General features: G+C 44.8%; 20 protein-coding genes. 15 read left to right on the top strand and 5 right to left on the bottom strand.

Features of this window, described 5'->3' with window-relative positions; translation table 11 throughout:
• The first annotated feature begins 9 nt into the window (after positions 1–9).
• From hisIE to AB4Z08_RS03650, 8 genes are all read left to right on the top strand, one after another.
• Entirely contained in the window at positions 10–606 is a 597-nt protein-coding gene (gene hisIE / locus AB4Z08_RS03685; RefSeq protein WP_441572419.1) for a bifunctional phosphoribosyl-AMP cyclohydrolase/phosphoribosyl-ATP diphosphatase HisIE, read from the top strand.
• Between the two features lie 235 nt (positions 607–841).
• Positions 842–1927, top strand: coding sequence for a redoxin domain-containing protein (locus AB4Z08_RS03680; protein ID WP_441572418.1), 1086 nt, complete (start codon positions 842–844; stop codon positions 1925–1927).
• A gap of 70 nt (positions 1928–1997) precedes the next feature.
• On the top strand, positions 1998–3137 hold the full coding sequence (locus AB4Z08_RS03675; RefSeq protein ID WP_441572417.1) for a redoxin domain-containing protein: 1140 nt from the start codon (positions 1998–2000) through the stop codon (positions 3135–3137).
• A 145-nt stretch (positions 3138–3282) separates the two neighbouring features.
• Positions 3283–3642 (top strand): BlaI/MecI/CopY family transcriptional regulator, encoded by a 360-nt coding sequence (locus tag AB4Z08_RS03670; RefSeq protein ID WP_441572416.1) that lies wholly within the window; start codon positions 3283–3285, stop codon positions 3640–3642.
• A gap of 13 nt (positions 3643–3655) precedes the next feature.
• Complete coding sequence (locus tag AB4Z08_RS03665) at positions 3656–5197, top strand: TonB-dependent receptor plug domain-containing protein (RefSeq protein WP_441572415.1); 1542 nt, start codon at positions 3656–3658, stop codon at positions 5195–5197.
• Between the two features lie 166 nt (positions 5198–5363).
• A complete protein-coding gene (locus AB4Z08_RS03660) occupies positions 5364–6671 on the top strand; it encodes a M56 family metallopeptidase (protein ID WP_441572414.1) in 1308 nt (435 codons plus the stop codon).
• A gap of 110 nt (positions 6672–6781) precedes the next feature.
• Positions 6782–7234, top strand: a complete 453-nt coding sequence (locus AB4Z08_RS03655) for a redoxin domain-containing protein (RefSeq protein WP_441572413.1) — start codon at positions 6782–6784, stop codon at positions 7232–7234.
• A 5-nt stretch (positions 7235–7239) separates the two neighbouring features.
• The gene (locus AB4Z08_RS03650) at positions 7240–7749 is read left to right on the top strand and encodes a DsbA family protein (RefSeq protein ID WP_441572412.1); all 510 of its coding nucleotides are present in this window, start codon (positions 7240–7242) and stop codon (positions 7747–7749) included.
• Here the strand turns inward: AB4Z08_RS03650 and AB4Z08_RS03645 are convergent.
• Positions 7732–8778, bottom strand: a complete 1047-nt coding sequence (locus AB4Z08_RS03645; protein ID WP_441572411.1) for a formylglycine-generating enzyme family protein — start codon at positions 8776–8778, stop codon at positions 7732–7734. The genes AB4Z08_RS03650 and AB4Z08_RS03645 overlap by 18 nt on opposite strands.
• 256 nt (positions 8779–9034) lie before the next feature.
• Here AB4Z08_RS03645 and AB4Z08_RS03640 point away from each other — a divergent pair, with 256 nt between their 5' ends.
• Entirely contained in the window at positions 9035–10399 is a 1365-nt protein-coding gene (locus AB4Z08_RS03640; protein WP_441572410.1) for a GH1 family beta-glucosidase, read from the top strand.
• Positions 10400–10504: 105 nt separating this feature from the next.
• Here AB4Z08_RS03640 and AB4Z08_RS03635 read toward each other — a convergent pair whose 3' ends face one another.
• Together AB4Z08_RS03635 and AB4Z08_RS03630 are read right to left on the bottom strand one after the other, a co-directional pair.
• Positions 10505–11734: a hypothetical protein gene (locus tag AB4Z08_RS03635; RefSeq protein WP_441572409.1), complete on the bottom strand. Its 1230-nt coding sequence runs from the start codon at positions 11732–11734 to the stop codon at positions 10505–10507.
• A gap of 9 nt (positions 11735–11743) precedes the next feature.
• Positions 11744–13078 (bottom strand): DUF4270 family protein, encoded by a 1335-nt coding sequence (locus AB4Z08_RS03630; RefSeq protein WP_441572408.1) that lies wholly within the window; start codon positions 13076–13078, stop codon positions 11744–11746.
• A 247-nt stretch (positions 13079–13325) separates the two neighbouring features.
• Here AB4Z08_RS03630 and AB4Z08_RS03625 point away from each other — a divergent pair, with 247 nt between their 5' ends.
• The 4 genes from AB4Z08_RS03625 (at position 13326) to AB4Z08_RS03610 (ending at position 16872) form a co-directional block, all read left to right on the top strand.
• Entirely contained in the window at positions 13326–14324 is a 999-nt protein-coding gene (locus tag AB4Z08_RS03625) for a Kelch repeat-containing protein (protein WP_441572407.1), read from the top strand.
• Entirely contained in the window at positions 14317–14667 is a 351-nt protein-coding gene (locus AB4Z08_RS03620) for a DUF4907 domain-containing protein (protein WP_441572406.1), read from the top strand. The genes AB4Z08_RS03625 and AB4Z08_RS03620 overlap by 8 nt, the downstream gene beginning before the upstream one ends.
• Before the next feature lie 358 nt (positions 14668–15025).
• A complete protein-coding gene (locus AB4Z08_RS03615) occupies positions 15026–16144 on the top strand; it encodes a sensor histidine kinase (RefSeq protein WP_441572405.1) in 1119 nt (372 codons plus the stop codon).
• Positions 16141–16872: a LytR/AlgR family response regulator transcription factor gene (locus AB4Z08_RS03610; RefSeq protein WP_441572404.1), complete on the top strand. Its 732-nt coding sequence runs from the start codon at positions 16141–16143 to the stop codon at positions 16870–16872. Before AB4Z08_RS03615 ends, AB4Z08_RS03610 begins: the two co-directional genes overlap by 4 nt.
• 536 nt (positions 16873–17408) lie before the next feature.
• Here AB4Z08_RS03610 and AB4Z08_RS03605 read toward each other — a convergent pair.
• Entirely contained in the window at positions 17409–18152 is a 744-nt protein-coding gene (locus tag AB4Z08_RS03605; RefSeq protein ID WP_441572403.1) for a hypothetical protein, read from the bottom strand.
• 321 nt (positions 18153–18473) lie between these two features.
• On the opposite strand from AB4Z08_RS03605, the gene AB4Z08_RS03600 reads away from it, so the two are divergent.
• Entirely contained in the window at positions 18474–19601 is a 1128-nt protein-coding gene (locus tag AB4Z08_RS03600; RefSeq protein WP_441572402.1) for a cysteine desulfurase family protein, read from the top strand.
• A gap of 105 nt (positions 19602–19706) precedes the next feature.
• Here the strand turns inward: AB4Z08_RS03600 and glmM are convergent, their stop codons facing one another.
• Positions 19707–21089 carry a phosphoglucosamine mutase gene (gene glmM, locus AB4Z08_RS03595; RefSeq protein WP_441572401.1) on the bottom strand — a complete coding sequence of 461 codons (1383 nt, stop codon included), beginning with the start codon at positions 21087–21089 and terminating at the stop codon, positions 19707–19709.
• 249 nt (positions 21090–21338) lie between these two features.
• Between glmM and AB4Z08_RS03590 the strand changes: the two genes are divergently transcribed.
• Complete coding sequence (locus tag AB4Z08_RS03590) at positions 21339–23357, top strand: LTA synthase family protein (RefSeq protein ID WP_441572400.1); 2019 nt, start codon at positions 21339–21341, stop codon at positions 23355–23357.
• The last annotated feature ends 35 nt before the right edge of the window (positions 23358–23392 follow it).

Raw genomic sequence — 23392 nt, 5'->3', positions numbered from 1 at the left:
TAAGTTAACATGCAGATAGATTTTCAAAAGTCGTCCGATGGCCTGGTTCCGGCTATTATACAGGATGCCGTGACTTGCAAAGTACTGATGCTGGGCTATATGAACCGCGAAGCACTGGAAAAAACCATGGCGGAAAGTAAGGTGACTTTTTTCAGCCGCTCCAAGAACCGTCTGTGGACAAAAGGAGAGGAAAGCGGTAATTTCCTGATCGTAAAAGACCTGAAGGTAGACTGCGACCAGGATACTATTCTCGTTAAAGCCAGCCCTGTAGGTCCGGTATGTCATACCGGCGCTGATACCTGCTGGGACGAGCAAAATATAAGCAATGATTTCCTGGCTACCCTGGAAGGAATTATCTCCGACAGAAAAAACAATCCTACCGATAAATCCTATACTGCCAGTCTTTTTGCACGTGGCATTAATAAGATTGCACAAAAAGTAGGAGAGGAAGCGGTAGAAGTAGTCATCGAAGCCAAAGACAATAATGATGAGTTATTTTTAAATGAATCTGCAGATCTCCTGTTCCATTACCTGATTCTTCTTCAGGCCAAAGGGTTCCAGCTGTCAGATGTTATATCGGTGTTAAAACAACGGCATAATAAATAGTTGGCGCCGCCAACTGTTAAAATTTATATCCATGAAATGGATGATTGTCGGGATTTTATTGCTATTTGTTACGGCATGAATAGTAATTCATAAGCCTGTAGAATAGCATAGATAAAATCACGACAATCATCAACATCCCGGTCATAAAATTTTAACAATGGGCGAAGCCTGCCGCTCTCTCAGTATAAAATCTCTTCGTATATTACACCCCTCTAACTAATTAAAATAATTCGTAATGAAACAGATTTTCCTGTTAGCCGCTGTAGTGCTGTTTTCCACAGGAGTGTATGCCCAACAGGTATCGGGCATTGTGAAGGGAGGCAACGGCAAAACCATATACCTTTTTGATGATCAGGATAATAATCCGGATGATTCAGTGGTGATAAAAAATGAAGAGTTCAGCTTTCGCGTGAAAGGTGGTAAAGAACCATCCGTGTACGCTTTGATTATGAGAGAGGTGAACTACCCGATGCTGTTTGTAACGGGGGGCAGCGAACCGGTTCATTTTACCACTTCCCTGGCTACCTATCCGATTGCAGCTGCTTTGAAAGGCAATGCCAACACGCAGGCAATGCAGCAATACCAGAAAGCGTTTGAACCATTGATTAAAAGAGCAGAGGAGCTCAATACCACCGCTAAAGAAATTAATCCTGAAGATGAACCGGGCAAAAATGCTTTCCGCAAAAAGGCGGATGAATTCAGTAAGGATGTGATAAAAACAGGCAAGGACTTTATCAAAGCGCATCCCACCAGCATTGCCAGTATCTGGTTGCTGATGAATGAATTACGCTCAAGGCTGGAGCCGGAAGAATTCCAGGAACTGTTCAGTTCCCTTGATAAGTCTATACAAAACGGACAATACGGTGAAAGCGTAACCGCCTATATAAAAAGTCTTAAGGCTAACGGCGTAAATGTTGCCGCAGATGACTTCTCCCAGGCAGACACAAAAGGCCAGCCGGTGAAGCTTTCCTCTTTCAGGGGTAAGTATGTGCTGGTAGACTTTTGGGCCAGCTGGTGTGGACCCTGCCGCCAGGAAAATCCCAACGTAGTAAAAGCGTATAACAAATACAAGGATAAAAACTTTACCATCCTGGGTGTTTCCCTGGACGATAACCGCGACCGCTGGTTACGTGCCATCAACCAGGACGGACTCCATTGGACGCAGGTATCTGACCTCCGTGGATGGGGCAACGAAGTAGCCGTACAATACGGTATTCAGTCTATTCCTTCCAATTTCCTGGTAAGCCCTGATGGCAAGATCATTGCCCGTAACCTGCGTGGAGAAGAGCTGGAAGCGAAACTACAGGAATTGCTGAAATAGCCGCTTATCAAAATCAGGTTGACATTGATCAGCCGATTTTACAAATTTGTTATTCGTAAAACAAAAACCAATGAAAAAAACGATTGTAGGTATTGCCCTTTTAGTGCCGGCAGTAATATTTGCCCAGGATAAAAAAGGTTCGTCTGCAGGCAAGCCTTATACTATACAGGGAACTGTTTCTCAGCAACAGAACCCGGCTACTGTTTACCTGAGAATGCGTAAGGGTGGCGAGAATTTCGTAGACAGCGCACAAATCAAAGACGGTAAATTCGCTTTTTTCGGTTCCCTGGAAGAACCAGGTCTGGCCAGCCTGATGCTGGTACAGAAAGGAACTGAAAAGCCGGTATCCATGGGCCGCGATATGCTGGCAGTATTCCTGGATAAAGGTGCGATCACCATCAATACCACTGATTCCATCAGCAAAGCCACTGTAACAGGTTCTAAAGCCAATGATGATTATAAAAAGCTCAATGAACTGCTGAAAGATGTAAACGAGAAAGGTGCTGCACTGCAGAAACAATATCGTGAGCTGGCTAAGAATAAAGACGAAGAGGGTATCAAAAAGCTGGAAGCACAGTATGATGCTCTGGACGCAGAAGAGAAGAAAATAGAAAATGATTTTCTTTCTAAAAATACCAATTCCCCTATCTCCATGTTCTTACTGAACCAGGTAGCAGGATACGATCTGAATCCGGCAGAAATTTCTCCGCTGTTCAGGAAATTAAGTAAAGAAGCAAAGAATTCCCCTTCCGGTAAAGAATTCTCCAAGCGCCTGGAATCTGCCCGTAAAACAGCAGTAGGCCAACCAGCGATCGAATTTGCACAGGCAGATGCAGCAGGCAAAGATATCAGCCTCTCTTCTTTCCGTGGTAAATATGTACTGGTTGATTTCTGGGCAAGCTGGTGCGGTCCCTGCCGCGCTGAAAACCCTAACGTGGTAAAAGCTTACGATCAATTCAAATCCAAAGGCTTCGAAATCCTCGGCGTTTCCCTGGATGATAAGAAAGATAAATGGCTGGCAGCAGTTGAAGCTGATAAGCTCACCTGGACACATGTTTCTGACCTGAAAGGCTGGAAAAATGCCGCAGCTGACCTTTATGGTGTACGCGCTATCCCACAGAACGTGCTGATTGATCCTAAGGGTAAAATAGTAGCTAAAAACCTGCGTGGTGATGAACTCGTTGCCAAACTGGGAGAAATACTGAAATAATTAAAAACGTTCACAGAACGTTGATGAAAGGGGATGTATCATTATTGATACATCCCCTTTTTTATCTTTTTCAAAATAAATTTGCTCGATCTACGATAAGTTCGTAGATTTACGAAAGAATCGTAATTAACTATAAAATGATATCATGGAAAAACTGACCCAGCAAGAAGAAACAGCCATGCTGGCTATCTGGAAAGTAGGGAAAGGTTTTGTGAAAGACTTCCTGGAGGCACATCCGGCGCCGGTACCACCGTATACTACGCTGGCTTCCACCATCAAAAATCTGGAGAAAAAAGGTTTCCTGGAAAGCCGTAAAATGGGTAACGTATATGAGTATACGCCTTCCATTGAAGAAGCCGCCTATAAGCAAAAATTCATGAACGGATTTGTAAAAGATTTTTTCGAAAACTCATATAAAGAACTGGTATCCTTCTTTGCTAAAGAAAAGAAGATCAGTCCGGATGAGTTAAAAGAAATTATCAACATGATAGAAAAAGGCAAATAATAAACTGTTGGCTATGGTACCTGCTATTTTGATATATCTGCTGAAGGCGAACATTGCACTGACAATGTTTTTTCTCGCTTACCGTTTTGGTTTGCGCCGACTCACCTTCTATACGCTGAACAGGTTGTTCCTGTTGACTGGTATAGCATTCTCTTCGCTGTTCCCTTTTATATCCATAGATGCATTTGTGAATAAGCACCAGGTGATTGCAGGTACAGTATTCACCTATGTGCCGGATCTTACTGCATGGCAAACGCCTGCGCCGGTGTTTACGGTATGGACAGCGTTGGTATATATCTTCTGGATAGGGGTATTGGTAATGGCTATACGTTTTTGTATCCAGCTTTTTTCTTTATGGCAAATTCACCGGAAATCACAACGGGGAACCATCGATGATATTTCCGTACAACTGTTACAACAACCGGTGAATCCCTTTTCTTTTTTCCGTCACATCTATATTAATCCCTCCCTGCATCAGCCGGAAGAACTACCGGCTATCCTGCACCACGAAAAGGTGCACGTAAAGCAATGGCATACCGCCGATGCTTTGCTGGGAGAGGTCAACAATATTTTTTACTGGTTCAATCCCGGCGCATGGCTCATGAAAACGGCCATCCGCGAAAACCTGGAGTTCATCACAGACAGGTACCTGCTGCGGCAGGGCGTGGATAAAACCAGCTATCAGTACAATCTTATTAAAGTTAGTGGGATCCCATATGCGACGGCCATCGCAAACAATTTCAATTTCTCACATCTTAAAAAAAGGATCATCATGATGAACAGCAAAAAGTCATCACGCTATCAGATAGTAAGGTACCTGGTACTGGGCTTGCTGGTAGGAGGAACGGTACTGTCACTGAATTACACTAAAGTACCTGCCGCGCTTCACCTGGTTACGGTAACGGACACAGTACCGCCGCCTAAAAAAGCCAAAGTCCTGGCGCCACCAGCGACAGACGTGAAAGGAAAAACACCGAAGGAAACACCTCCCGCAAAAGACAATGAACCGATAGTAGTAACAGGTTATAAAACACCTGCGGCGCCAGCAGTCACTGTTGTAACGACTGGCGGGGTGAAGATGGAGCCTGTTTACCTGGTAAATGGTAAGCAGGTGAGCAAAGCGGAACTGGATGCCATAAAGCCCAGCGATATTGCCACCATCAATGTGGTGAAAGATCCCACACCTGAAATGAAAGAGAATCTCACAAAAGAGTATGGCCAAAAAGCCAGTAACGGAATCGTTTTTGTTCAATTGAAACAATCACCCAACGTAATAGGTGTTGCTGTCAGAGGCGGAAAAACAACTTCTACCATACCAGATGATGTATTGGTAGTAGTAGATGGTGTTCCCCGGTCTAAAGGCAAAGGCGTCAATGATATTCCACCAAATGATATTGAATCTATTACTGTGCTAAAAAATGAGGGCGCTACCGCACTTTACGGCGATGCCGGAAAGAATGGCGTAATCGTGGTAACTACTAAAGAAGGTTCACATGGAAAAGATGCGAATAAAATTGAAATTCGTATTGATACCGATTCAACGAAAGTGAAATAAATATTCTTTATATCGCAAAAAAGCCACGGTCCGCCACCGTGGTTTTTTTATGCCTGTGATGCTCTTTATCCATCTTACCTGCGTATCCCGAATTTCAATTTTCCGATAAAATAAATTTGTTTATCTACGATTATTTCGTAGATTTACGAACAAATCGTAGTATGCTATGGTCCCAGCTATTTTGATATACCTGCTAAAGGCGAATATTGCACTAACGATGTTTTTTCTCGCTTACTATTTCGGTTTGCGCAGGTTAACTTTCTATACACTGAACAGGGTATTCCTCTTGCTGGGCCTTCTGTTTTCTTCCTTGTTTCCCTTTATATCCATAGACTGGTTGGTGAATAAACATGCCGCTATTGCCACCTATGTCCCCAACTTTACAGCGTGGCAGGCCCCTGCACCGACATTTACCATATGGTTTGCATTGGTATATATTTTTTGGTTAGGAGTATCGGTCATGACTATACGTTTTTGCATACAGCTTTTTTCCCTGTGGAAAATTCACCGGAAATCGCAACACGGTAAGATCGATGATATTTCAGTACAACTGTTGCAGCAGCCGGTGAATCCTTTTTCATTCTTCCACCACATCTATATAAATCCCTCCCTGCATCAACCGGAAGAGTTACCGGCCATCCTGTACCACGAAAAAGTACACGTGCAGCAATGGCATACCGCCGATACCCTGCTGGGAGAGCTTAATAATATTTTTTACTGGTTCAATCCCGGCGCATGGCTGATGAAAACGGCCATCCGCGAAAACCTGGAGTTTATAACAGACAGGTACCTGCTACAGCAGGGCATGGATAAAGCCAGCTATCAATACAACCTTATTAAAGTTAGTGGGATCCCTTACGCGACGGCCATCGCAAACAATTTCAATTTCTCACATCTTAAAAAAAGGATCACCATGATGAACAGCAAGAAATCATCCCGCTACCAGGTAGTACGTTACCTGGTGCTGGGCCTGCTGGTAGGAGGAACAGTATTGTCTCTGAATTATACCAGGGCAACAGCTGTTACGCCTCTCAGCATTGTTAAAGATACGGTGCCGCCACCTCCTCCGCCTCCGCCACCACCACCACCTCCACCTCCTGGTGCACCTGTGCCGCCACCGCCGCCTCCGAAACCTGGCAGCAAAAAGGTTATTCCGCCACCACCGCCGCTACCACCTGCTGGTACCACCCATGCCAGCAATCTTCCTGACCATATCACCTTTAACGGCAGATCTATTCCTGATGACGTGCTGGTACTGGTAGACGGTAAAAAATCCTCCAGGGCGGAAATGAATAACATGCCGCCGAAGGATATCGCAGCTATTGATGTTTTAAAGGGAGGGAAAGCGGTGATCTTCAAAGGAGAACCGGTGAATAAGAACGTGATCATGATCACCACCAAAGCTGGTAATACAGCTACCATTGAAGGTACCAGGGAACATACTATGGAATCAGATACCATTATCATCAAATAATTCACGCCATCAAATAAGCAAAAAGCCACGGTCCGCCACCGTGGCATTTTTGTTTATGCACAACTTTATCGGCCGCCTGCTGTTTATATAGGTGATCAATTTACCTGCATATGTTACAAAAAGGCGAAACTGCTCCTGACTTTACATTAAGCTCCACTCCCGAAAAAACGGTTACTTTAAAGGAACTGCGCGGGAAAAATGTGATCCTGGCTTTTTACCCGGCCGACTGGAGCCCGGTATGCAGCGACCAGATGGCGTTGTATAATGAAATGCTCAAGTACTTCGAAAAGTATAATGCTGTGATGCTGGGGATTTCCGTAGATGGTGCCTGGTGCCATCATGCTTTTGCCAAAGCCCGGCAACTGCACTTTGATCTGCTGGCCGATTTTGAACCCAAAGGCGCCGTATCAAGTCTGTATGGTGTATATGAAAATGGGGTGAGTCAGCGGGCGCTTTTTGTAATAGATGCCAACGGCATTATCCAATGGAGCTATTTATCGCCTATTGGCCAGAATCCAGGTGCCGATGGTATCCTGCAAGCATTGGAAAACATTAAAAACTAACGGTAATGCCTACCCTGATTCCTCCGGTGAATGCACTGGACCATATCCTCGGTGTGCAAAATGCCACCATAGAACTGGTAGAATACGGCGATTTTCAGTGCCCTTACTGCCGGGAAGCTTTCTTTGTAGTAAAACAACTGCAGGAGCGCTTTGCCAACCGGCTACGCTTTGTTTTTCGCAATTTTCCGCTCTCGGAATCTCATGAATATGCTATGGATGCTGCATTGGCGGCGGAAGCTGCGGCTAACCAAAGCCGGTTCTGGGAAATGCACGATGCGATCTACAACCGCCAGCCTGAACTAAATGAAGCGTTGTTATTAAGACTGGCGGCCGATCTTGAAATAGATCTGCGGAAATTTGCGGATGATATGGACTCACCCAAATTATTAAGCAGGGTAGAAGCCGACTTCGAAAGTGGTGTTCGCAGCGGCGTAAATGGTACCCCTACTTTTTATCTGAACGGGAAACGTTATAACGGCGACTATAGGGTACTGTCCTCATTTCTGGAGGACTGAACGTGCACAGCGGAAGCCCAGATTAGATAACCCTGATTCAGGCGTGCTTTTCATGCGCGCCGATACCCGGTAACCCCGGCAATATTCGTCACTACACATATAGGAACCACCTCTGATCACTCTCTTGGCCTGACCCGGATCATCCGGGTCAAAGCCTGCTGCAGGGCCGGGAGGGTTGTGCACGCCCTTTTCTCCCTGCACATAATAATTGGCATCGTACCAGTCCTCACACCATTCCCATACGTTACCAGACATGTCGTACAACTGGTAACCATTAGGACTATACGATTTTACCGGTGCTGTACCATAGTAGCCATCGGTTTTAGTATTCTTATAGGGAAAATTGCCATTCCACGTATTGGCTTTGGGTTTGCCGCTGGTCAGCGCTTCATCACCCCAGGGATACAACTTCCCGGAGAGGGCGCCACGGGAAGCATATTCCCACTCTGCTTCAGTAGGGAGCCTTTTCCCGGCCCATTTGGCATAAGCCTGTGCATCCAGCCAGGAAACCTGTGTAACGGGCTGATTGCCCCTGTTATCGATGTTGCTGCCAGGACCTTCCGGATGCTTCCAGCTGGTTCCGGGTACAAATGTCCACCATTGAGAAATATCATTGAATGGAACCGCATGATCCGGTGGTGTAAATACCAGTGCACCCGGTGCCATCATCCCTGCCAATGCACTACTGTCCGGCTCCGGACTGCCTGGCGGCATGCTGGCCATTAACTCTTCTTTACTGATAGGTTTTTCGGCGGTGGTGATATAACCGGTAGCTGCTACAAAGTTGGCAAACTCCTGGTTGGTCACTTCATGTTCATCCATCCAGAAACTGGCCACGTCTACAGCATGCCTGGGATATTCATCCGCCATGCCGGTAGAGTCATCAGCCCCCATGAGGAAGTTGCCGGCAGGTATGAGTACCATCTTATTCAGTGTGTCTTTTTCAGTGCCGGCAGCTCCCTGCTTGCCGGGGCTTCCTGCACAGCTGCTCAGCAGCGCAAGTCCAAGCACCAGGTTTATCTTCAACATGTTATTAACCGTATGTTTAGTCGTTTTTCAAAAATAATATTTAAAAGATGCTTTTCCGAAAATTTTGTCTTTCCCAGGATTATACTGATTTTGATGATGATCAGGTTATTTAAGAAAAATAAAAATCAGTATAATCAGTATAATCCTTGGAAAGACAAATCCGACTTAACAATTATATAATTACTTTTCCCCGAAAACTGTCGTAAACTGCATGCTGTTACGGGGTCGCTAGCCCCTGGTTTTATCGGTATCGCGTATGCAAAAAACTGCTGTACCCTTTACACGCAAGGATTTCGGGGAAGACTTTCTTTGGGGTGTCACAATTTCCGCTTTTCAGAATGAAGGTGCCTTCGATAAAGATGGCAAAGGACCTTCTATTTGGGATACTTTCTCCGGCCGCAAAGGCAAAATCAAAGATAAAAGTCATGCACAGGTAGCCACCGATTTCTATAATCGATATACCCAGGATATACTGCTGGCAAGGCTGCTGGGCTTCTCGGTGTTTCGTTTTTCCATTTCCTGGTCACGTATTATACCTAAAGGCACCGGCGCGGTTAATCCTGCAGGAATCGACTATTACCACCGGGTAATAGATGCCTGCCTGGAACTGGGACTGGAACCCTATATCACCCTGTATCACTGGGATTTACCCCAGGCGCTGGAACATAAAGGGGGCTGGAGCCATCGGGGAGTAGTTTTTGCTTTTGAAGAATTTGTAAGAATATGTGCCCGCGAATATGGCAATAAGGTAAAGAACTGGATTGTATTAAATGAACCATTTGGTTTCACGGCCCTGGGCTATATGCTGGGCGTACATGCACCTGGCAAGTTCGGGCTGTCCTGGTTTTTGCCGGCAGTACATCATGCGGTGCTGGCGCAAGCAGAAGCCGGACGTGTTATCCGTGATGAAGTAGCAGGTGCTAATATCGGCACCGCCTTGTCCTGCTCACAAATCATTCCCTATTCAAATAGTGAGGCCGATCTGCTGGCAGCACGCCGTGCAGATGCCCTGTTTAACCGCTTGTTCCTGGAACCTGCACTGGGCATGGGCTATCCGGTAGAGGATTTTCCATTGCTCAAAAAAATAGGGCGCCGTTATGCCCTGTGGCGCGACTGGGACCGGCTGGCATTTGATTTTGACTTTATTGGTGTACAGAATTATTTCCCACTCGTGGTGAAATACAATTCTTTTATGCCTGTCGTGAAAATTTCTGAGGTAAAAGCTAAGTCCAGGAATGTACCGCTCACCGGGCTAGGCTGGGAAATTAACGGTAACGGACTATACGAAGTATTAAAACAATTTGCGGCTTATAAAGGCATCAAAAAGCTGATTGTGACAGAAGGAGGAGCTGCCTTTCCGGATACTCCCGCAGCAGACGGCCGTGTGGAAGATGTAGCCCGTATTCAGTATTTCCAGGAATACCTAGCAGCGGTACTGAAAGCCCGTCAGGAAGGCATTCCCGTGGATGGCTATTTCGCCTGGACCCTCACCGATAACTTTGAGTGGGCAGAAGGCTATCGCGCACGCTTTGGCCTCGTTCACGTAAATTTTGAAACCCAGCAACGTACCATCAAGGACTCCGGCTACTGGTTCCGTCAACTGCTGAATGCAGAAGGCTAAAGGCAGAAAGCAAAAAGCTATTTCAGCAAATGATCAAAGCGAATATCAAATCTAATCGCGCTCATTTGCTGAAATAGCTTTTTGCTTTCTGCCTTTAGCTTTTCGCTATTGTGATAACCGCTTAAAGAACCAGATATCTCTCAGGCTGAAGTTAAATACTGCATTCACATACGTTTCTTTTACCAGCGCAGTGCCGGTAGTACCGCGCTGTCCTGCTTCCAGGCCTACATAATATCTTAACTGTCCGTTTTTACTGGGAAGTGACACTCCCAGCGTACCGGATATATCTTTTATCTGTGTACTGCTCACCACCAACGGTGATCTGTTATAGCTGAAACCTGCCTGTAATACCGTTCCCTCAAAGGTTTGGTTAAAATACTGGCGTTTCAGCGTATATTCTATACCGGTAGAGAAGCGTTCTCCGTCCTGGTAGCTGTAGGTGGGGCCTTTTTCATTGAGACTGTTCCACAACTGGTGGCGATAATCTGCTACCCAGGTGACAGTACCATTGGTAAGGGCAATACCAGCACCATATTCAGCGGGCAACGTAAAATAGGAAGGGTCCTGTTCTTTGTTGTAAAGAGAGGTACCGTTCTGATCTACAATATTCAGTGTTTCCTGCAGCTTCATCTTCGTTTGGAAGCGGTAGGTGGCGCCCAGTCCCAGTTGCCAGTCCTTGTTTATTTTACCAGTGTATTGCGCACCTGCTGTAAAGTTGGGTTTGAAACCATATTTATCGCGTTGGGTTTGTAAGGAGTCAGAACCTGTATATTTTGAGGTGTTCAGCGGACCAAAAAGAAATGCCGTAGATACACCCACAGAAAAGTTTTTGCTAAGCTGAAAGCCATTGGAAATATAGGCCCTGTTAAAACCGCCGGTACCAGTGGTTGTTTCAGTGACAGGGGCGCCTGTGCCGGTCATAAACTGCTGGTTCAGCAATTTATAATCTACCGTACTGAAAGGTGCAATTCCTGCGCTGATGCCCCAGAACTTAGCTGCTTTGAATCCGAGCGCCGCACGTTTAAAGTTAACATCACCAGCGCTTTGTGAAATACCACTGCCGCTGTAATTCACCTGTTGCGCTTTCAGCGACACATCAAACATGAAGTTTTGATTAGGCAGGACGCTATAGGAAGCCGGGTTGAGCTCATTGAGGTAGCCGGAGTGACGGCGGGCAATGCCGGTACTTCCCAGCCCGAAATTGCGGCTGTAATCCCTTGTCTCCAGGTCACCTATGCCATAGGCAGAGTAAATGGAATTAAGGCCATGTTGTGCTTTCGCTGCTGTACCGCACAACAGGAGTATAATAAAACCGCTATATATTTTGATTCGCATGAGTATCCTTTATTTGTACAACAGATAGTATAACTGTATTTTAGCCCGGTTCTGAATATTTTGCTGGTCACCAATCACCAGCCTGTCCAGCGTTGTTCTGCCATCTGTAGCGCTGGGCGTAAGCAACAGGCCTCGCGAATAAAAATCTGATACCGTTTGTTGTTTAATAACATAGTTGGTAATGTCGAAGGTATAGTTGGTGTTTACATTAAACTGATTATCGATGGTGAGCTGACCATAGGTAAGTGTATCTGTTACATTGTTGTTTTGATCCAGCTCACAAAGCGCTACTCTTGGCGGCAGGCGGTCGTTTACATAGGTGCCCACCACCGGTTTCAGGGTCATATATACTTTCATGATTTTGAAAAACTGACCCAGGTACACCAGGTTTTTGATGTATGGAATGTCAATGCGTGTAGCTATTCCCGTTATAGGCTGACAAAAGCCCTGGTTACCGGTGCTGGCAGTAGGTATTGTTTTCACCGTTCCATCGAATGGTGCCAGTAAGGTACCGGTACGAACAGTTTTTACCTGGTTAAACTGCAGATTAGAGGCCTGCATTTTAAAATCAACATACCTGACAGTAGTAATCTGCTCATTGATATGATAGTACAGTCGCATCACGAGACTGGTATCATTCGCCGTAAACCCGTTTACTGTTTTACTGTTAGGGCCTCCTCTTACATTCAACCCTTTAAAGAAGGCCAGCCATGTGGGACTGGTAGTCACATCACCACTTTTGTCGCGTACCATGGTAAACAGCTGGTTACCCAGTTGATCCGACATATGTGCGGTGATGATTTTATCAATGCCAGGTCGTATTACTCCTTTGAAATTTCCTATAGGCGTACTTTCTGTAGAAAAATTACTGCTGTTGTACAGGTAGTAAAAGTTAGTAGCTGTTTGTATGGTAGAAGTCACCCGGTACACCTGTAATTCCTGTTCCTGGGTAGTGTCGCCGGAAACATAGCCGTTCTGATGCATGATCAGCACCATGGAATCGTACTTCGAGCCGTTAAGCGGAATGTCTACGGAGGTAGGCTGTGCAATCTGGAAAAAGGACTGGACGGTAGAAGTGCCGAATAGCGGATCCACTCTTTTACCAGCCAGCATTACTTCTGAGCCGGAGGTGGGCATAGAATCCTGCCGTATTGTTTTCATCTGTATAGAAAGCGTATCAGAAAGTACATTGTCTGTATTCTGGTTATTATCTACAATATTATTATAGGTAAACCCTGATTTCTGGCAGGATGAAATGGCAGCCACCAATAAAAGTGCCGGAAGATATCTGCGTATACTTCCATTTACACGCCTGAAAAATAAATGATACATGGTATTGTTCATGGTGCGCAATTTTAGACAGGATCAATACTTTCAGTTGCTTTAATATGCCAATGGCCAAAATTTATCGATGAATAACGAAATATATCCTTTATGCTGCCGGTAGGGCAGGAACAAGCATTTCCCGCCAAAGATTCCAACTGGTAGATGAAATAACGGTATCCGTCATCTAAAACAGCGGGAACAGCTATTTCCTGTTTGCCGGAATGCTTCGGCGGATAATTTTGGCTGCAGTAAAAAGAACATGCTAATGCGATATTTAAAAGGTTATAGTTTATTATTGATGGCTTCCCTGGCAGCCTGTTCGAAGAGTTCAAACACCACCACACTGGTAGGAAACTGGATTAAACGTTCCGAATTTGAAGGTGTTGCCAGAAATGCAGCTGCTTCTTTCGTAATTGATAATAAAGCCTATGTAGGAACCGGGTACGATGGACTTAACAGGTTGACAGATTTCTGGATGTACAATGTAGATCAGAATCAGTGGACGCAAATAACTACCCCTTTCACTGGCCCTGGTCGTAGTAACGCGGTAGGCATGGCTATAAGTGGAAAAGGCTATGTGGGTACAGGTACTGATGGATTAACCAAAATGAACGACTTCTACGAATACGACCCTGTTCAAAACAAGTGGACTACCAAGAAACCTTTCCCCGGTACCGGCCGTTATGGTGCAGTGGCTTTCGGATTGAAGGATAAAGGTTACATCGCTACGGGTTATGATGGCAACTGGTTAAAGGATAACTGGGAGTACAGTCCTGCTACTGATACCTGGACACAGGCACAGAGCCTCAACAGTGGCAAAAGACAGGACGCTTCTGCTTTTGTGATCGGCAACAAGGCTTATGTATGTATGGGTACTGCCAATAACAGTGCAGTAACCGACTTCTATTCTTTTGATGGCGATACCAAAAACTGGACGACCCTGAATTCCATTGCCAATGTGAGCGATGATAGCTTTGATGATTCCTACAACTTCGCGGGTAGTGGTGCTGCCTCTTTTGCGATGAAAGGTAAAGGTTATGTTGTTTCCGGTGTGAAAGGCGGTTTATCCGCAGCTACCTGGGAATATACGCCGGAAACTGATCGCTGGGTACAGAAAACAGACTTTGAAGGAGCAGCCCGTCAATATTCTACCGGGTTTGCGGTGAAAGATCGTGGTTTCGTGGTACTCGGTGTAAGCAGTACCCTGCAACTCGATGATATGCGTGAATTTGATCCAACTGCAGAGTATAACAAAAATGACTAAGCGTAATATTATTATCGCTGCCGGTATAGCCGTGTTGGCGTTGGCTTTTTTCGCCTGGAAATCCGGTCAGAATAAGATAGCTCAAAAGAGTGATTCCGATATGCTGGCCGTGGTGGTGGAACCGTTTGAAATAAATGGTGGATGGGGCTATAAAGTAAATGTAGATGGTCATACCTATATTTATCAGGACATGCTTCCAGGTGTAGCCGGACACCGTGTTTTTCGCACCAGGGAAAATGCCCTGCGGGTAGGAAATGTGGTGGCCGACAAGTTAACGCATCATAAAATTCCTGCTATGACACAACAGGAATTGATCAATATGAAAATTACTGAAGCGGAGTAAATTTATTCAGATATTCAACTGCTTTACTATCCGGATATTTAGTTCTGTTACACATGGTACCGGAATGAAGTATTCAGATGGTAAAGCAGTCTTATGTCTGTGATTTTAAGTAGATTTTAATTTCTTTATTAAATTTAACAAACCCTTATACTGGATTAACAAATTTTAACACAAGCCTAACCCTATCTGGTGTAAGTTTATCGCATCAAATTAAGTGATGCTAAATTTTAAACGGATACTCAAAAGTCGTCCCTTCCTCATTTCACTGCACGTCCTCGGATGGGCATGCTTTTTATTTTTCCCGTTTTTCATTTATCGGATTCAGATTTTACATACTGGTTTCTTTATTAAAGAGCTGGTGGATAACCTGTTTCTTATCGGCATTTTTTACCTCAACATTTACGTGCTGATTCCCCGGTTTTTTAACAGGAAGAAGATTGCTGTATACTTTTGCAGCATCATTTTACTGATTGTTTTTATCACTGCACAACAAGCCACACTTAACTTTTACTTTTTTAAAACCTATGCGCATCGTCCAATGATGACTTTACGCATGGATAGAAAATTTAACAATTCAGAAGTAACATCGCCGGGCTTTCCACCGTTTCACCGTCGTCGTATGATGATGGAGGCGGAAGAAGGTGCCAGGGCAGGGGCGATTCCTGTTGTGGCAAATGATGAAACGCATGTAGATACATTTGTCCATGCCACGGCGGCGGGGTATCCAGGCATACCTTTAATGGAACCCGATGCACCGACTATCCTGGAGTACCTCTTTTTTCCTGAAGTACTTCGCAGATCCGGTTTCTTTGCGCTCCTGATGTTGTTCATGAGCGGATTTATAAAGATTGCACTCGAGTGGTTTAAAAGTGAAAAACAGCGGGAAGAGCTGAAAGTAGAGAAATTAAATGCGGAATTAAAATTTTTAAAGTCGCAGATTAATCCTCACTTCCTTTTTAACTGTCTAAATACTATTTACTCCCTGGCTCATAAACAATCGGCACAAACAGAACATGCCATTTTGAAACTGTCAACCATCATGCGGTACATGATTTATGAGTCCAATGAAGCCAGGGTGTTGCTGTCACAGGAGTTAAAATACCTGCACGATTACATAGAAATACAACGATTACGGTTGCCAAAAGATATAGAGATCAACTACCAGCTGAACGGAGAAGCAGATACGTTGCAGATAGAGCCCATGTTGCTGGTCCCTTTTGTGGAAAACGCATTTAAACACGGCATCAGTTATACAGAAGATTCTTTTATAGATATAGATATAGCTACAACTGAAGATATGATCAGATTAACAGTCAAGAACAGTCACTTTAAAGAACGTGTTGCCGAACGGGGAGGAATAGGCCTGGATAATGTATTGAAACGCCTGGAGCTGCTCTATGAAAACGAGCATGAGATTAATATCAGGGAAACGGAGAACCAATTTATTGTTGATCTTAAAATTGTGTTGAAAAAATGATAAAGTGTATAGCAGTGGATGACGAGCCGCTGGCGCTGGAAATCATGGAAGATTATATCCGCAAGGTTCCGTTCCTGACCCTGGCGGGCAAATTCGAAAACGCGGCCACCGCGTTACGATTTATTCAGGATGAACCCGTAGACCTGGTATTCCTGGATATCAAAATGCCCGATATCACCGGCATTCAATTCCTTAAATCACTTAAATACCCTCCCATGGTAGTTTTCACTACTGCCTATGGAGAGTATGCACTGGACGGCTTTAATCTCGATGTGGTAGATTACCTGTTGAAACCCGTACCTTTTGAGCGTTTTCTTAAAGCAGCGGCTAAAGCCAGCGAAACATGGTCTGTCAGCCAACAGAAAAATGTAAGCGCCGGTAATACTGCCCTACCCATGGATGCTACCTGGGTAAATGACTACATCTTCATAAAAACAGAGTACAAGATCATCAAGATCAATCTGGAAGACATTCTTTTCATCGAAGCACTGAAAGACTATACGAAAATCTATACACATAATCTGCCCGTTCTTACACTGCGCAGCCTTAAATCATTCGAAACACGTTTGCCGGCCGACAAATTCATACGGGTCCACCGCTCTTACCTGGTATCTCTCAATAAAATAAACTGCGTGGAGAAAAATACCGTGATGATCGCCAACCAGTCTATCCCCATCTCCGATGGCTACAGAGACAGGTTCTATGATGTGATTAATAGAAATTCTTAATATATTTTCCGGATCCCGGACAGCATAAACCGGTGAGTAGTCCGATAATATTTCATTATCGGACCACTCACCGGTTATTTGGGGGATAGTGTAAATTTTAAGCATAAAGTTTAGTCCATCTATAAAGGAAGAATTCCATAGATCTAAGGCTACCAGTTGCCGGAAAGTATGTATCACGGATATTTTGGGAGGAATTTTATCTTGATTGTTCCTGAATACGCTTTTAAGATATCGTGCATTAAGAACCCCCATCATTATAGTCAACATTACTTCTTCATTATGTAGATACCGTCTAGGCTATACTTAGCACCCGCTAAGCACCTGTAGAAGCAGTGCAGGAGAGGTGGACTTGATGCGGGGATGACTTCCGGATGTATAACTGGGATGAAATTGAATCAGCAGACGGATGGAGGTCAGCACTGGCCATAGCAGGGCTGCTTCAGTGCCAGGCTGTTGCTGTGGAAAGAAATATATTATTGAAAGGAAGTAGGTATAAAAGATTTATTCATCAAAATATCTCCAGGGGCAGGATCGCTTTATTCCAGTTGAATGATAGCTGGATATGCGTGTGTATAGGTAAGGTTAGGAAGCAATCTTGTCCGCTTGGGGTAAGTACGTTTTTTAGCATATTTGGGTACCTGTGGCGCTGCCACCGCAATAATATCAGCGGCCATATATTGTCTGTTGCCCGATGGACCATCCTTATACATCGCTCTTACCTGGAAAACTACTACCAGTGATCCCTGCCCGGGTACATCCAGCGAAACATTTGTTTCCTGCAAAGGGGTATCCGGATCTATCATGAGCGTAACCGTTTCGCTACCGGCTGCCTGGCCTGATTTAAAATCAATGCGTGTAGCGATCACTTTTACTTCCAGCGCAGCAATGCCTTTATACCCGGCGATGGTTTGTGCGGGAATATTTAATATCCCGTTCCTAAAAAGCCGTGGAGCCACTGTAAAGAAACGATCTACTCCGGTATGCTGATTGAAGCGGAAGCCTGTGATGGCGGCGTGATGATCACCGGCAGCAATGAGTATCCTGTTGAGCCGATTGATGTGGCCACCGTCACAATGGATATCCAGGTGGGGGTAGAAAGCATGCCGGATAAAAGCAGCTTTCCTGCTGGCAATGCCAAAACGCCGGGATGCGCGGCGGGTAGCAGTGGTTTGCCGTACGCTTTCAGGCATGCTGCGCAGAAAGTAGTTGCCATTGCGCTTATACCCGATGAGAGGGCCGAGTTTTCCCGTAAAAGGAATGATAGACATTTGTTTTGCCATGGGAGATAATTTTGATTAAGATAGAAGTAACCTAATCCGGGGAACGGGTTTCCAGGATAGATTGAAAATTATCTAACACTAATGCCATAAGTATTGTTTAATATTCAAAGATAGTTCGGGAAGATTTGATAATGACAAACGAGGGTGTATGGGTATTTAGAGAATATTAAAAAAAGATATTCCCCGCGTTTTCAACTAGATCCGTTATTTCCATTCATAAAATTCCAAAATTAAAAATCCCAAAATTTTCGGAACTTCGCTCTCTTTTTAAGACCACCATACCACCATTAATTATTATTCTTTTATCAAAAACCACCAACATTGGAAAGAATATATTTTGACAATGCAGCTACCACCTCGCTGGATCCAGCGGTTTTAGAAGCTATGCTGCCATTTATGACGGAAAAGTTCGGTAATCCTTCCTCTATTTATTCTTACGGTAGAGAAACAAGGCTGGGAATCGAAAATGCACGTAAATCAGTAGCCAAAACATTGAATGCACACCCGGGAGAGATTTTCTTTACCTCCGGCGGTACAGAAAGCAGCAATACAGCCATTAATGCCGCTGTAAAGGACCTGGGCTGTAAACACATCATTTCTTCGCCTATTGAGCACCATGCTACCCTGCACACAGTAGAATACCTGCACCACCACGATGGTGTAGCTCTTTCTTTTGTGAATGTATTACCTACAGGTCATATCGATATGGACCACCTGCGCGAACTGCTGCAGCAATCCACGGAAAGATGCCTGGTAACTCTCATGCACGCCAATAACGAAATTGGTAACCTGCTGGATATACATGCGGTGGGTAATCTTTGCAAGGAATTTGACGCCATTTTCCACTCAGACACCGTGCAAACAGTAGGTCACTATCCATTTGACCTGCGCAATACCCCCGTACACTTTATTACCGGTGCCGGACACAAGTTCCACGGTCCTAAGGGCGTAGGTATCCTTTATATTAATGAAAATGTAAAAATAACCCCGTTCATCCAGGGCGGTAGCCAGGAACGCAATATGCGCGCCGGTACTGAAAACCTTTATGGCATCATCGGGTTTGCCAAAGCATTGGAGATCGCCACCGTACAACATGAAGAACACAGTGCCCATATCAACGGCCTGCGTATGTACATGGCAGAACAACTACAAAAACATATCCCGGAAGTAAGCTTCAATGGCGATTTGTATGGCCGCAGCCTGTATACCGTATTGAACGTGGCTTTCCCTAAGTCAGAAAAGAGTGAAATGATCCTGTTTAACATGGATATCAACGGTATCTGCGCCTCCGGCGGCAGTGCGTGTACATCCGGCGCCAGTGCGGGGTCTCACGTTATTCGCGCCATCAATAGCAATCCTAACCTGATTGCCGTACGCTTCTCTTTCTGTAAAAATAATACCAAAGAAGAAGTAGATAAAGCAGTAGAAAAACTGAAAGAATTGGTATAAACAGCTATTAGCTTTTAGAAAAAATGCAGCGAAGAAAAAAAGTATGATACTTTCATCTTCGCTGCATTTTTTCTAAAAGCTAAAAGCTAATAGCTAACCGCTAAATCAGTGCATAAATTCTTTGATGTCCTGCATGATGCGCTTGGCTATATTATCTGCCGTAGTTTCATTCTGGCTTTCTGCATAAATACGGATGATAGGCTCGGTATTGGATGTACGGAGATGTACCCAGTCTTTGTCGAACTCTATTTTCAGTCCATCTTCAGTATTTAAAGGCTGATTTTTATACTTCACCTTAATTTTTTCGAAGATAGTTTTTACATCTACTCCTTTATCCAGCTCTATTTTATTTTTAGAGATGAAATAATCAGGATAGCTGTTACGCAGCGCTTTGATGCTCTTTTTACTGTGTGCCAGGTGGCTCAGGAAAAGACCAATACCAATCAGCGCATCACGGCCATAGTGCAGGTCAGGAACAATGATACCACCATTGCCTTCTCCGCCGATTACCGCATTTGTATCTTTCATTTTCTTTACCACATTCACTTCACCCACCGCAGAAGGGGTATACTGCCCGCCATGCTTCAGGGTAACATCTTTCAGCGCCTGTGTGGAAGACATATTGGAAACGGTGTTTCCTTTTCTTTTACTTAATACGTAATCTGCTACTGCTACCAGGGTGTATTCTTCACCGAACATGCTGCCATCTTCGCAAACAAAGCAAAGACGATCCACATCCGGATCTACTGCGATGCCCAGGTCAGCATTGGATTTATTCACCTCATTGGACAGCGCTGTCAGGTTTTCCGCCAGCGGCTCAGGATTGTGACTGAATTTACCATTCACTTCCCCGAACAGTACTTCTACTTCTTCCACACCCAATGCTTTTAACAATGGAGGAACAAATAAAGCACCGGTAGAATTTACCGCGTCTACCACTATTTTGAAGTTACGCGCTTTGATGGCAGGCACATCCACCAGTGGATAGTTCACCACCAGGTCTACGTGCTTCTGCAGGTAAGAATCATCTACCGTGTAGGTGCCCAGCTTATTCACATCCGCGAAATTAAAATCCTCACGTTCTGCAATGTCCAGCAGTTGAGTACCGTCATCTCCGGAAATAAATTCGCCTTTACTGTTCAGTAATTTCAGCGCATTCCATTCTTTCGGATTATGGCTGGCAGTAAGGATAATACCGCCTGCAGCATTTTCCATGGTAACTGCCAGCTCAACGGTAGGAGTGGTAGAAAGACCAAGGTCTACTACATCAAAGCCCAGCCCGTTCAGGGTAGATACCACGAGGTTTTTCACCATTTCGCCGGAAATACGACCATCACGGCCTATTACCACCTTACGGTTTTCTGTTTCACGGCTCAGCCAGGTGCCGTATGCCGCTGTGAATTTTACCACATCTAATGGAGAAAGTCCCTCGCCGGGCTTACCGCCTATGGTTCCGCGTATGCCGGATATCGATTTGATCAGTGCCACAAGATTCTGTTTTTAAAGGAAGGCAAATATAAAAAAATCCATTCCAGAAATCCTAATTATGAATAGATGATGTAAGAGCAGAAAGGATAAAGGATAAAGCAAAAAGCTATTGTAGCGAAGTTATAAGCGATTATTAGTTAATGTATCCCCTTAGCTCTCCGCCACAATTGCTTTTTGCTTTATCCTTTCCGCTTTCCGCTTTTTCGATATATTTGCAGCTACGCTTTTAAAAAAACAGCTATACGTTACATGCAATACTCGTGGAAGAATATACCCCGGTATATTCGTTATGTGTTTGTTCAAACGCTTTACCTCTTCCTGCTGATGGTAATGTTCAGGGCTATATTTTACCTGTTCTTCTTCAAAACTACCATTACAGACCACGCAGCCATCGTGAAAGCCTGGAACCTGGGATTACGGTTCGATCTCAGACTCGCCCTCTATTTAATGATTCCTATACTGCTGATAGCACTCATTACACGTAATGCCTTTTTTACGTTGAAGCCTATACGCCGCATCAACTTTATATATTTCTTTCTGATATACCTGCTACTCACCCTCCTTTATATTCTTGACCTGGGACATTATGATTACCTGGGCCAACGCCTGGACCCTTCTGTATTAAGGTTCCTGGCCAAAGGAGAACGCGCAGACAACGCCCGTATGGTGTGGCAGAGTTACCCGGTAGTAAGAGGTGCACTCGGTATTTTTATTTTCATGTTCCTCGTATATCGCCTGCAAAAGGCCACCTGGAAAAGATTTGCCGCACAACCACTCATTTACCTGCGCAACTGGCCCTTTACCGGTTATGTGATTGGAATGGTACTGCTCTTTGCTGCCGGTTGCTATGGTAATATCGCCTATTTCCCACTGCGCTGGAGCCAGGCCATGTTTACCCGCGACAACGGGGTGACCAGCCTGGGACTCAATCCCATCCTGTATTTTGCTTCCAACTTCTCCGTAAAAGGAGATACTTTCAGTCCGGAAGCCACCAGGAAATATTATCCGGCAATCGCCAACTACCTGAAAGTAGATAGCGCCAATGCAGACAGCCTCAACTACGTACGCACCATTGCCGGCGATGCCTCCAGACCTAAACTCAACGTAGTACTGGTGATGCTGGAATCTACCGGCGCCGCCGTGACCAGCATGTACGGCAACCCCATGCAGGCCACGCCCAACATGCAACGACTGGCAGATAGCGGTATTCTCTTTAAAAATTTCTATGTGCCTGCCATCAGTACGGCGAAAACCGTGTTTGGCGTACATACCGGCTTGCCGGATATCACTTCCGTGAAAACAGCCAGCCGCCACCCTAAAATGCTGGACCAGCGTATTGTGATGGACCAGTTCAAAGGCTACGATAAATTGTACCTGCTGGGAGGAAATACCAACTGGGCTAATATCCGCGCAGTATTTACCAATAATGTGGAAGGGGTACGCATTTACGAGGAAGGTATGTATAAGTCGCCCAAAGCAGATGTGTGGGGCGTTTCCGACTATGACCTGATCACAGAAGCCAGCGGCATCTTCAAAGAAGACAATGATAAAAAGCAGCCCTTTGTCGCCTTCCTGCAACTGGCAGATAATCACCCGCCCTATACCACTACCAGTGGCGCGGGTGACTTTAAAAAGCTGACGGAGAAAGACATCGACATGAATAAGTTCAAAAAGTCGGGCTTCGTATCTGTTGATCAGTTTAATGCTTTAAGATATGAAGACTATAATGTGGGGCATCTCATTGATATGGCCCGCAAAGATGGTTACCTGGACAATACCATCTTCGTGTTTTTCGGTGATCATAACTGTGTACTCAATCCATACAGCTTTATGCCGTTACCGGAATATGAACTGTCTACCGGTGGCGTACATGTAACGGCGTTTATGTATAGTCCCAAACACCTGGCGCCGCAACAGATCACCACGCCAGGCAGTTTACTGGATATATACCCTACCATGGCTAAAATGGTAGGTATGCCATATAAAAACTATACATTGGGCGTAGACCTGTTCGACAGCACCCGGGTAGAGAATAAATATGTTTTCATGACGTACCTGCGCAACCAGATGCCTTTTTATGCTGCGCTGGGTGATCGTTACCTGTACGAAATAAACATGGTAAACGATTCCACCGCATTATACGATCTGAAAGGTGATCCGTTGAAAAATGTCCGCGCGCAGCAGCAGGATACAGCGAAAAGCCTCGATAATTTAACACGTGGCTTTTACGAAAGCACCCGATATTTGATGTTTAATAATAAAAAATAGCTTTTAGCTTTTAGCTGCTAGCTTTTAGGAAATGC

The sequence above is a fragment of the Chitinophaga sp. RAB17 genome (assembly GCF_052114225.1).
Taxonomy (GTDB): domain Bacteria; phylum Bacteroidota; class Bacteroidia; order Chitinophagales; family Chitinophagaceae; genus Chitinophaga.
The sequence above is the reverse complement of the archived record's forward strand: the minus strand, read 5'-3'. Positions and strand labels throughout refer to the sequence as shown.